General features: G+C 74.4%; 11 protein-coding genes. 4 read left to right on the top strand and 7 right to left on the bottom strand.

Translation table 11 applies throughout. From position 1 onward, the window contains the following. Nucleotides 1-184: 184 nt before the first annotated feature. The gene (gene yczR, locus ABD236_RS34960; protein ID WP_344081837.1) at nucleotides 185-1672 is read right to left on the bottom strand and encodes a MocR-like transcription factor YczR; all 1488 of its coding nucleotides are present in this window, start codon (nucleotides 1670-1672) and stop codon (nucleotides 185-187) included. Nucleotides 1673-1772: 100 nt separating this feature from the next. Here yczR and ABD236_RS34955 point away from each other — a divergent pair, with 100 nt between their 5' ends. Together ABD236_RS34955 and ABD236_RS34950 are read left to right on the top strand one after the other, a co-directional pair. Further along, nucleotides 1773-1913, top strand: a complete 141-nt coding sequence (locus ABD236_RS34955; protein WP_344081834.1) for a hypothetical protein — start codon at nucleotides 1773-1775, stop codon at nucleotides 1911-1913. Further along, nucleotides 1910-2416 carry a universal stress protein gene (locus ABD236_RS34950; RefSeq protein WP_344081831.1) on the top strand — a complete coding sequence of 169 codons (507 nt, stop codon included), beginning with the start codon at nucleotides 1910-1912 and terminating at the stop codon, nucleotides 2414-2416. Before ABD236_RS34955 ends, ABD236_RS34950 begins: the two co-directional genes overlap by 4 nt. A gap of 115 nt (nucleotides 2417-2531) precedes the next feature. On the opposite strand, the gene ABD236_RS34945 is transcribed toward ABD236_RS34950, so the two are convergent. The 5 genes from ABD236_RS34945 to ABD236_RS34925 all read right to left on the bottom strand — a co-directional run bounded on the left by ABD236_RS34945 (nucleotide 2532) and on the right by ABD236_RS34925 (nucleotide 6169). Then, a complete protein-coding gene (locus tag ABD236_RS34945; protein ID WP_344081828.1) occupies nucleotides 2532-3113 on the bottom strand; it encodes a hypothetical protein in 582 nt (193 codons plus the stop codon). Nucleotides 3114-3122: 9 nt separating this feature from the next. Next, complete coding sequence (locus ABD236_RS34940; protein ID WP_344081825.1) at nucleotides 3123-3935, bottom strand: papain-like cysteine protease family protein; 813 nt, start codon at nucleotides 3933-3935, stop codon at nucleotides 3123-3125. A gap of 9 nt (nucleotides 3936-3944) precedes the next feature. Further along, nucleotides 3945-4271, bottom strand: coding sequence for a hypothetical protein (locus ABD236_RS34935; protein ID WP_067161647.1), 327 nt, complete (start codon nucleotides 4269-4271; stop codon nucleotides 3945-3947). A gap of 84 nt (nucleotides 4272-4355) precedes the next feature. Next, nucleotides 4356-4997, bottom strand: a complete 642-nt coding sequence (locus tag ABD236_RS34930) for a response regulator (RefSeq protein WP_344081819.1) — start codon at nucleotides 4995-4997, stop codon at nucleotides 4356-4358. Then, a complete protein-coding gene (locus ABD236_RS34925; protein WP_344081816.1) occupies nucleotides 4994-6169 on the bottom strand; it encodes a sensor histidine kinase in 1176 nt (391 codons plus the stop codon). The genes ABD236_RS34930 and ABD236_RS34925 overlap by 4 nt, the downstream gene beginning before the upstream one ends. A 132-nt stretch (nucleotides 6170-6301) precedes the next feature. Here ABD236_RS34925 and ABD236_RS34920 point away from each other — a divergent pair, with 132 nt between their 5' ends. Further along, complete coding sequence (locus tag ABD236_RS34920; RefSeq protein ID WP_344081811.1) at nucleotides 6302-7339, top strand: ABC transporter permease; 1038 nt, start codon at nucleotides 6302-6304, stop codon at nucleotides 7337-7339. Next, complete coding sequence (locus tag ABD236_RS34915; protein WP_344081808.1) at nucleotides 7336-8049, top strand: ABC transporter ATP-binding protein; 714 nt, start codon at nucleotides 7336-7338, stop codon at nucleotides 8047-8049. Before ABD236_RS34920 ends, ABD236_RS34915 begins: the two co-directional genes overlap by 4 nt. Before the next feature lie 377 nt (nucleotides 8050-8426). On the opposite strand, the gene ABD236_RS34910 is transcribed toward ABD236_RS34915, so the two are convergent. Then, nucleotides 8427-9227 (bottom strand): IclR family transcriptional regulator, encoded by an 801-nt coding sequence (locus ABD236_RS34910; RefSeq protein WP_344081805.1) that lies wholly within the window; start codon nucleotides 9225-9227, stop codon nucleotides 8427-8429. Nucleotides 9228-9325: the final 98 nt, after the last annotated feature.

Here is a 9325-nt window from a genome sequence, read left to right as displayed (position 1 = left end):
GAGCTGGGTTCTCCGGCTGCGGCCAACCCCCTAGGGGCGCGGGGAACTGCGCGACCAGCCACCCACGACCCGCAGACGAAGGCCGGGCCCGAAAAGGGGCGCGGGGAACTGCGCGACCAGCCCACCACGCACCCGCAGACAAAGGCCGGGCCGCTACTCACCCGCAGACAAAGGCCGGGCCCGGCTACGCCACCCAGTGGGGGCGGTCCAGTTCCGCCGGGGTCGTGGGCAGGCCCGCGGACAGCGTCGAGGCCAGGCGGCGGACCGCCTCCCGGGTGACCTCCGCCGGCATGCAGTACGGCAGACGCAACCGGTGCTCATGCGTACCCGGGTCCGCCGCGAAGCGGGCACCCCCCTGGAGCCGCACCCCGTGCCCCAGCGCCGCCCGGCACAGCGCGCCCGCGATCGGACGGCCCAGGTCGACCCAGAGGGTGAGGCCGCCCGGCGGCAGCTGCCAGCGCCACTCCGGGAAGTGGTCGGTGAGCGCGGCCGCCAGGGCCGAGCGCCGCTCCCGCATCTGCGCCAGCCGCCCCACCAGCACCGCGTCCATCCCGGGCAGCAGCTCCAGCGCCACCAGCTGGTCCAGGACCGAGGACGCCATGTCCCGGTGGATCCGGGTGGCCGCCAGTTCGGTGATCAGCCGCGAACTCGCCCGCACCCAGCCGATCCGCAGCCCGCCCCAGTGCGTCTTGCTCAGCGAGCCGACCGTCACGACCTGCTCCGCCTCGCCCGCCCGCGCCAGCGAGGCGAGCGGCGCGGGCGCGGGCACGTCCAGCGCCATCTCCGCCATCGTCTCGTCGACCAGCAGCCACGTCCCCGTGGCCCGCGCCGAGCGCAGCAGCCGGGCCCGCTGCTCGGCCCCCATCAGCGCCCCGGTCGGATTGTGGAAGTCCGGGATCAGATACGCGAGCCGGGGCGCGGTCTGCCGTAGCGCGCACTCCATCAGCTCGCCGTCCCACCCCTCGTCCGTCACCGGCACCGGCGTCATACGCAGCCCGGCGTACCGGATCGCGTCCAGGCCGTTCGCGTACGAGGGACTCTCGACCAGGACGCGGTCGCCGGGGCGGGCGAGGAGGCCCATCACGAGGGAGAGGGCCTGCTGGGCGCCCGTGGTGACCAGGATCTGGTCGGGGAGCGTGGGCAGCCCCCGCCGGGTGTACCGCTCGGCGACGGCCGCGCGCAGCTCCGGCAGACCCAGCGGGTGGTAGCCGGGGGTGCGCAGATGACCGGTCAGCCGCGCCCCGGCGAGCGCCAGCGCCTCGGCGTACTCGGCCTCCGGCGCGGCCGGTGCCGCCATCGCCAGGTCGATGGTGTCGGCGCCGTCCGGGAAGCTGGCCACATTGGCCGGGCGCTGGCCGGCCGGCAACTCGGTCCAGGTGCCCGCGCCCCGCCGGCTCACCGCGTACCCGCCCTCGCGCAGCAGGTCGTACGCGGCGGTCACGGTGGCCCGGCTCACCGCGAGCGCCCCGGCCAGCTCCCGCTCGGCGGGCAGCCTCGTGTGCAGCGGAATGCGCCCGTCGAGCAGGAGCGTGCGGACGCCCTGGGCGAGAGCGCGGTAGCCGGGGCGCTCCCCGGCCGTGGCGGCGACCAGGGTGGCCAGCTGTCGGCTGCCCAGGGACCTGCTGCTGTCGGCAACCCCGCCCAAGGAGTGGACCGTTCCCATCCCTGCCATACCAACTCCCTTGGATTGGCCCTGCTGTCCAGGCCAATCAGCGTACAGACTCCGGAGGTGTCAGCGCATTGGTCTGGTACGGCCGGAAAGGGCGAGAACCATGCAGGGCGAGAAGACGGTCACGGGCACGGTGACGGACCGGTTCGAGCGGGAGATGCAGCGCCGCCGCGAGGAGCGGCCGAGGCCGGTCACCTTCGGCTGGCTGCGGACTCTTCGGACGAGGCGGGGGCGGGAGCGGTGAGCGGGCGGCACGGGGGGCCGGGGCGGGTGGTCGTCGGGGTGAGCGGCTCGCTCGGCAGCCTGGCCGCCCTGCGCGTCGCCGCCGAGCAGGCCCGGCGCGGCGGCCGCAGACTCGTCGCGGTGATCGCGTGGGAGCCGCCCGAGGGCGAGTACCTGTATCTGCGCCACCCGGACCGGGCATGGGCGGCGCACTGGGAGCAGGAAGCGCGCCAGCGGCTCGACGGGGCCTTCGCGGACGCGTTCGGCGGGCTGCCGCTCGGCGTCGAGGTCCGCACGGTGGCGGTGCGCGGGCGGCCGGGGCCCGCGCTGTGCACGGTCGCACACCGGGTGGACGACCTGCTGGTGGTGGGCGCGCGCACCGGCGCGTGGCGGAGCCGGGTACGCCGCTATGTGCTGCGGCACGCCGAGTGCCCGGTGCTGACCGCGCCCGCCCCGCGCGCCCCGAAGGGCGTGGCCCGGGAGCTGCGCCGGGCCACGGCACAGGACTTCGCGCTACGGGTGTGAGTCCCCGGCGGCTCGGGGGGCTCACACCCGGCGCTGGTCCCGCGAGACCGGGCCGGCGGCTGCGCCCCGGCTCCGGTCCCCGCCGTCCTCCGCCCGCGACGGCTGCGGCTGCGGCTCAGCCCCCGCCCCGGTCGTCCTCCGCCTCCGGCGGCAGCACGTCTTGCGGCGCGTTCCGGGTGAGCAGCGCGAAGAGCTCGGCCGCCGGGTACGCGCGGTCCGCCTCGACGCCCGGCGGCGCCGGGGCCGCCGGGACAAGGGTGTCCGCGCCCGGCGAGTGCCGCCAGACGGCGATCAGATGGACGGCCGGCAGATGCAGCAGCCGCACCTCCGCGTCGCCCGGCTCCCGTCCGGCGGCTTCGAGGGCGGCCGCCGTCCCGGCCACGAACGGCCCGTAGTTGAGCTGGCTGAAGACATGGCCGCCCGCCTCGTCCCGTACCGTCTCGGCGAGCGCGACCGGACCGGAGTCGTGCTGGACGAGATAGCGCCAGGCGACCGGGCGGGCCCCGGCGAGGCCGCCCGGCAGATCGCCGAGGCCGATCACGTACATCTGGAGGGGGTGCGCGAGTCTGAGCTCGTCGGCCGTGGCGGGCAGCAGCGTCGCCGCGGTGCGGACCCGGCCGAGGCCCGCGAGGAGCTCGACCCCGGCCTCGGCGGCCGAGCGCGACTCCGGGGGTGGCTGCGGTACTTGAAGCGCCATGGTCCGTCCCTATGCCCGGGTGTAGTAGCTGTGGGTCCAGGTTCCACTGCCCTGGTAGCTGGTGGCGAGCGTGTTGTAGACCTGGTCGGAGCGGCCGTAGATCGGGTCGTCGACGGCCACGATCGCGTCCGAGCCGCTCAGCGGCGCGTCCACGCCCATCGCGGTGAGGAAGTGCCCGCCGCCGGTCGACCAGCCGATCCGGACGCACAGCGGGCGGCCCGCCTTGATCTCGGACTCCACCGTCGCGAAGTCCACCCGGTTGGTGACCATCCGGTCCAGGTGGCCGACGATCCGCAGCGGGTTGTCCAGCGGCTGCTGGGAGTTGCAGCCCGCGCCGCTCGCGCCGCCGCCGCAGCAGTCGGTGCGCCCGGTCTGCGAGTTGGCCACCGCGCACTGCGTCCAGGTGCTGCCCGCGTCGTAGAAGCGGGCGATGCTGGTGGACACCGCCGCCCAGCACCAGTTGGTCTGCTGCTGGGCCTGCATGGTGAAGGCGAGCCGGCCGCCGTCCCAGAGCCGGTAGACCGGCTTGTCGTCGAGGACGGTGATGTCGGTGACGATGTGCAGCGGGGCGCCCCAGTCGACGGTGACCACGAAGCTCACCCCGTGGTTGGGGTCGTACGGCGGGGAGTGCGGGCTGATGTTGCTGACCCGCACGGGCGCCGCGCCGACGAACCGGGGGCTGTGTTTGAGGTCGCCCGGGTCGACGCTGAACTCGGAGACCGTGACGATCACCGTCGAGTCGTGGTCGATGATGCCCCAGTTGAAGTTCAGCGTGGTACGGCCCTGGAGGCCGGCCCAGTACTGACGTGCGGTGCGCGGCATCGGCCCCCCTCAGCCGTTCTGGTACTCGATGGCGACCGGCGGGCCGTCCAGGACCGTGATGTCGGTGACGATGTGCAGCGGCGCGCCCCACTCCACGTTGACCGTGAAGGTGACCCCGTGGTTGGGGTCGTAGGGCGGCGAGTGCGGGCTGATGTTCTCCACCGTGATCGTGGCGGCGCCGACGAACCGGGGGCTGTGCCGGGGGTCGTTGTTGTCCACGCTGTACTCGGACGCGGTGATGATCACGGTCGAGTCGTGGTTGATGATGCCCCAGTTGAAGTTGAGTCTGGTGCGTCCTTGCAGATTCCACCAGTACTGACGGGCGGTCTGTGGCATGCGGAGCCTCCGCGCGGGTCAGGCCGGACACATGCCGCATGCATGCCCTTCCGCGTCGCCCGTGACGCGTGTGCGTAGAGGAAATCAGCCCTGCTGCCGGATCAGTCGGCGCGCGACGGCCGCCGCGACCGCCGCCGTGCGCGACTCCACTCCCAGCTTTGCGTACACATGGACGAGATGGGACTTGACGGTCGCCTGGCTCAGGAAGAGGCGTTTGCTGATCTGCTGGTTGGACAGGCCGTCGCCGACCAGTTGCAGCACCTCCAGCTCCCGGCGGGTGAGCGCCTGCGCCGGGGTGCGCATCCGGTCCATCAGCCGGTGCGCCACCGCCGGGGCGAGCGCCGACTGACCGGCGGCGGCCGTCCGCACGGCCGCGGCCAGCTCCTGTGGGGGCGCGTCCTTGAGCAGATACCCGGCCGCGCCCGCCTCCACGGCCGCCAGGATGTCGGCGTCCGTGTCGTACGTGGTCAGCACCAGCACCCGGGGCGCGCCCGGCCGGGCGGTGATCGCCGCGGTGGCGGCCGAGCCGTGCATCCCGACGCCGAACTGAAGGTCCATCAGCACCACGTCGAAGCCGCCCGAGGCCGCCAGCTCCACCGCCCGCTCGGCGGTCGCGGCCTCCCCGGCGACGGAGAAGTCCGGCTCGGCGTCGAGGACGGCCCGCAGCCCCGCCCGTACGATCGGATGGTCGTCGGCGAGCAGCAGCCTGATCGGTGTCGTGCTCATCGCGCACCCCGCTCCGGCACCGGCACCGGCAGCGGCAGGGTGATCGCGACCGCCGTGCCCTGACCCGGTGCCGACTCCACGCTCAGGGTGCCGCCGAGCGAGCGGGCCCGTGACCGCATCGCCGGGAGCCCGAAGCCGCCGGGGCCGGACGGGCGCTCACGGCCCGGCTCGAAGCCCTTGCCGTCGTCGACGACATCCAGTGCCACCGAGGTGTCCATGAAGCTCAGGGTGATCTCCGCGCGCTCCGCGGCCGCGTGCTGGACCGTGTTGGCGAGCGCCGACTGGGCGATCCGCAGCAGCGCGACCTCGTACGGGGTGGGCAGCTCGACCGGGGTGCCGCTTATCCCGAACCGCACGGCCGGGCCGGGCGTCGAGGCGCACAGGCGCTCCAGGGCGCCGGGCAGCGAGGCCCGCTCCAGGCCGGGCGGGGTCAGCGCCTGGACGAACCGGCGGGCCTCCGCCAGATTGTCCTGGGCGGCCGTACGGGCCTGCTCCACATGGGCGCGGGCCGGGTCGTCCGGCGCCAGCGCGCGCTCGGCGGCCCGCAGCAGGAGCTGGATGGAGGACAGACCCTGGGCGAGGGTGTCGTGGATCTCCCGGGCCAGGCGTTCGCGCTCGGCCAGCGTGCCCGCCGCGCGCTCCGCCCCGGCGAGCTCGGCGCGGGTGGCGACCAGCTCCTCGATCAGCTCGCGCCGCCGCTCGCTCTCCCGGTACAGCGCGTCGTATCCGAACACGGTGGCCACGGCCACGGCGGCGCCGAGGAGCGGCCCGATGAAGGTGCCGGGTGTGACCTGCCCGCCGTGGAGCAGGAAGCTCGCGATGGCGGCGCCCGCCGTCGCCGCGACGGCCGGCAGGCCCCAGCGCGACGGCAGCAGGTGCAGCTGGAGGAAGTAGAGCGGGAAGGCCACCCACAGGGCGTCCGGCGACAGCGCGAGCAGCACCAGCCAGACGGCGCACAGTGCCGCCAGCCACGCCGCGCCCGCTTCGGTACGGGGCCGTACGGCGGGAGTCAGCACCCCCGCCGCGTACACCGCGGCGGTCGCGCCCACCGCCGCCAGCGCCGCCGGGTCGCCCGTGGAGCGGGCCGCGACGAGCGCGAGCAGCCCGGCGAGCAGCGCGTGCAGACACAGGCGCAGCAGCCGGGCGACCGGGGTATGGGGGCGGGGGTCCATAGGTCTTCCAGCGTAAGCGGGCCGGGGGCCGCCCGGTCAACCGAAAGTTTGATGTGCGGATGCGTCCTTCGATCCGGTCGACGTGTGCTGTGGCGCGATGCCCCGGCGCCGCCGGGCCGCGAGGCTGGAGCCATGTTCGTCGCATGGAGAGACCTCCGGTTCGCCAAGGGCCGGTTCGCGCTGATGGGGACGGTGGTGGTGCTCATCACCCTGCTCGTCGGCCTGTTGTCCGGGCTGACCGCCGGGCTCGCCCGGGACAACACCTCGGCCGTGCTGGGCCTGCCCGCCGACCGGCTCGCCTTCGCGGCGCCGCCCGGCGGCCGGGCGGTGTCGTTCACGAGCTCGGTCCTCGGCCCGTCCGTCTGGGCGGGCTGGGGCCGGGTGCCGGGGGTGCGCGGCGCGGAGCCGATCGGGATCTCCACGGTGAACGCCAGGGCGGGGGAGCGGACGGAGGCGGTGTCGGTGTTCGCCGTCCGCCCCGGCTCGGGTCTGGCTCCCGTACGGGAGGGAGCCGTCGTCCTCTCGCGGGGCGCGGCGGACAAGCTGCGGGCGGCCGAGGGCGACACGGTCGTCGTGGGCGGCCGGGCGCTGGCGGTCTCCGCGGTGCGGGGCGAGGACTCCTACAGCCACACCCCGGTCGTCTGGACGGCGCTCGCGGCCGGGGCGCCGGCCACGGTGGTGGCGCTGACCCTGGACGACGGTGTGGACCTCGCGGCGGCGGACCGGTCGCTCGGCACCACCACCCGTACGCTCGACGGCGCGCTCGCGGCCCTGCCGTCCTACCGGGCGGAGAACGGCTCGCTCCAGCTGATGCGCGGCTTCCTCTTCGTGATCTCGGCGCTGGTGGTGGGCGCGTTCTTCACCGTGTGGACGATCCAGCGCAGCGGGGACATCGCGGTCCTGAAGGCGCTCGGCGCGTCCACGCCGGACCTCCTGCGGGACGCGCTGGGGCAGGCGGTGCTGATGCTGTGCGCGGGGACGCTGGCCGGGACGGGGCTGGCGGTGGGGGTGGGCGCGGTCGTGGCGGGCGCGGTGCCGTTCGTCCTGGACGTGCGCACCACCCTGCTCCCCGCGCTCGTCCTGATCGTCCTCGGCGTGCTCGGCGCCGCCCTGTCCATCCGGCGGATCACCGCCGTCGACCCGCTGACCGCGCTGGGGAGTGCCCGATGACCGCGCCGCTGCCGCTGCCGCTGCTGCTGGATGGTGTGACGCTGACGTACCCGGACGGGGACGGGCGGCTCACCGCGCTGGACGAGGTGTCCCTGGAGGTGCCGGCCGGGACGCTGACGGCGTGCGTGGGTCCTTCCGGCTCGGGCAAGTCGAGCCTGCTCGCCGTGGCGGCGACGCTGATCGCACCGGACCGGGGGCGGGTGGTGCTGGCCGGGGCCGACACGGGTGCGCTGGGCGCGGCCGAGCGGGCGGCGCTGCGGCGCTCGCGGGTCGGGATCGTCTTCCAGCAGCCGAACCTGCTGCCGTCGCTGACGGCGGCGGAGCAGTTGCAGGTGATGGCGCATCTGGCGGGGCACCGGCCCGGGGCGGCCCGTGCGCGGGCGCTCGCGCTGCTGGACGCGGTGGGCCTGGCCGGCCAGGCGTCCCGGCGCCCGCACCAGCTCTCCGGGGGCCAGCGCCAGCGGGTCAACATCGCCCGGGCGCTGATGAACTCGCCGTCGGTGCTGTTGGTGGACGAGCCGACGAGTGCGCTGGATCATGAGCGGGGGGTGGCTGTGCTGGACCTTCTGGTCCGCCTCACGCGGGAGCTCGGCACGGCGACGGTGCTGGTCACGCATGACGCGGGGCATTTGGGGCGGGTGGATCGGGTGGTGGAGATGAGCGACGGGAGGTTGTGCCCGGCCTTCGTCCGCGGGCCGGTGGCGGGCTGATCGCGCAGTTCCCCGCGCCCCTGATGTTGCCCGGTCTTCGTCTGCGGGTGTGTGGCCGGTTGCTCGCGCAGTTCCCCGCGCCCCTGATGTTGCCCGGTCTTCGTCTGCGGGTGTGTGGCCGGTTGCTCGCGCAGTTCCCCGCGCCCCTCAGGTAGTCCGCCGCAGCCAGAGAACCCAGCTCAGCCAGCTGCTTTCAGGGGCGCGGGGAACTGCGCGAGAAGCGGCCACACACCCGCGGACAAAGACCGGGCCCATGAAGGGGCGCGGGGAACTGCGCGAGCAACCCACCACTCAGCCGCAGACAAAGACCGGGCCAAGAAGGGGCGCGGGGAACTGCGCGACCAGCCGCCCACACACCGCACCCGGAAAACAGGGCTTCAGCCCTGCCCCGTGTTGGCCAGGGCAGCCGACAGTTCCTCCGCCACCCCCTGCAGGATCGGGACGATCCTCTCCGTCGCCGACTCCGTCACCCGCCCGGCCGGGCCGGAGATGGAGATCGCCGCCGCCGTGGGGGAGTTGGGCACCGACACCGCCAGGCACCGGACCCCTATCTCCTGCTCGTTGTCGTCCACCGCGTACCCCGCGTGCCGCACCTGCTCCAGCGCGTCCAGGAAGCCCTCGGGCGTGGTGATCGTCTTCTCGGTCGCGGCCGGCATGCCGGTACGGGCGAGCAGCGCGCGCACCTCCTCCGGCGGGGTGTGCGCGAGGAGCGCCTTGCCCACGCCCGTGGAGTGCGGCAGCACCCGTCGGCCCACCTCGGTGAACATCCGCATCGAGTGCTTGGAGGGCACCTGCGCCACGTACACGATCTCGTCCCCGTCGAGCAGCGCCATGTTCGCCGTCTCGCCGGTCTCCTCGACCAGCCGGGCCAGATACGGCCGCGCCCAGGTGCCGAGCAGCCGCGACGCGGACTCGCCGAGGCGGATCAGCCGCGGGCCGAGCGCATACCGGCGGTTGGCCTGCTGGCGGACATAGCCGCAGGCCACGAGCGTACGCATCAGCCGGTGGATGGTCGGCAGCGGCAGACCGCTGCTGGCGGAGAGCTCGCTGAGGCCGACCTCGCCCCCGGCGTCGGCCATCCGCTCCAGAAGGTCGAAGGCGCGCTCGAGGGACTGGACGCCACCGCTGGCGGCGGATGGCTTGGAGGCGTCGGTGGTGCTGGCGCTGGACGTCGGCACGGCGCGGTCCTTTCAGCTGGCAGGCGGGGCAGCAGCCTACCTGTGTGTTCTTCGCCGTACAGTGCGTACGTAGGGCGTCCTGGCCGGTCACAGTGGGT

The organism is Streptomyces crystallinus, from assembly GCF_039521265.1.
GTDB lineage: Bacteria > Actinomycetota > Actinomycetes > Streptomycetales > Streptomycetaceae > Streptomyces > Streptomyces crystallinus.
The sequence above is the reverse complement of the archived record's forward strand: the minus strand, read 5'-3'. Positions and strand labels throughout refer to the sequence as shown.

Excerpts from the sequence above, each read along its gene's own strand:
- ABD236_RS34925 (WP_344081816.1), bottom strand. The coding sequence starts at position 6,169 with ATGGACCCCCGCCCCCATACCCCGGTCGCCCGGCTGCTGCGCCTGTGT.
- ABD236_RS34935 (WP_067161647.1), bottom strand. The coding sequence starts at position 4,271 with ATGCCACAGACCGCCCGTCAGTACTGGTGGAATCTGCAAGGACGCACC.
- ABD236_RS34945 (WP_344081828.1), bottom strand. The coding sequence starts at position 3,113 with ATGGCGCTTCAAGTACCGCAGCCACCCCCGGAGTCGCGCTCGGCCGCC.
- ABD236_RS34940 (WP_344081825.1), bottom strand. The coding sequence starts at position 3,935 with ATGCCGCGCACCGCACGTCAGTACTGGGCCGGCCTCCAGGGCCGTACC.
- ABD236_RS34955 (WP_344081834.1), top strand. The coding sequence starts at position 1,773 with ATGCAGGGCGAGAAGACGGTCACGGGCACGGTGACGGACCGGTTCGAG.
- ABD236_RS34920 (WP_344081811.1), top strand. The coding sequence starts at position 6,302 with ATGTTCGTCGCATGGAGAGACCTCCGGTTCGCCAAGGGCCGGTTCGCG.
- ABD236_RS34930 (WP_344081819.1), bottom strand. The coding sequence starts at position 4,997 with ATGAGCACGACACCGATCAGGCTGCTGCTCGCCGACGACCATCCGATC.
- ABD236_RS34915 (WP_344081808.1), top strand. The coding sequence starts at position 7,336 with ATGACCGCGCCGCTGCCGCTGCCGCTGCTGCTGGATGGTGTGACGCTG.
- yczR (WP_344081837.1), bottom strand. The coding sequence starts at position 1,672 with ATGGCAGGGATGGGAACGGTCCACTCCTTGGGCGGGGTTGCCGACAGC.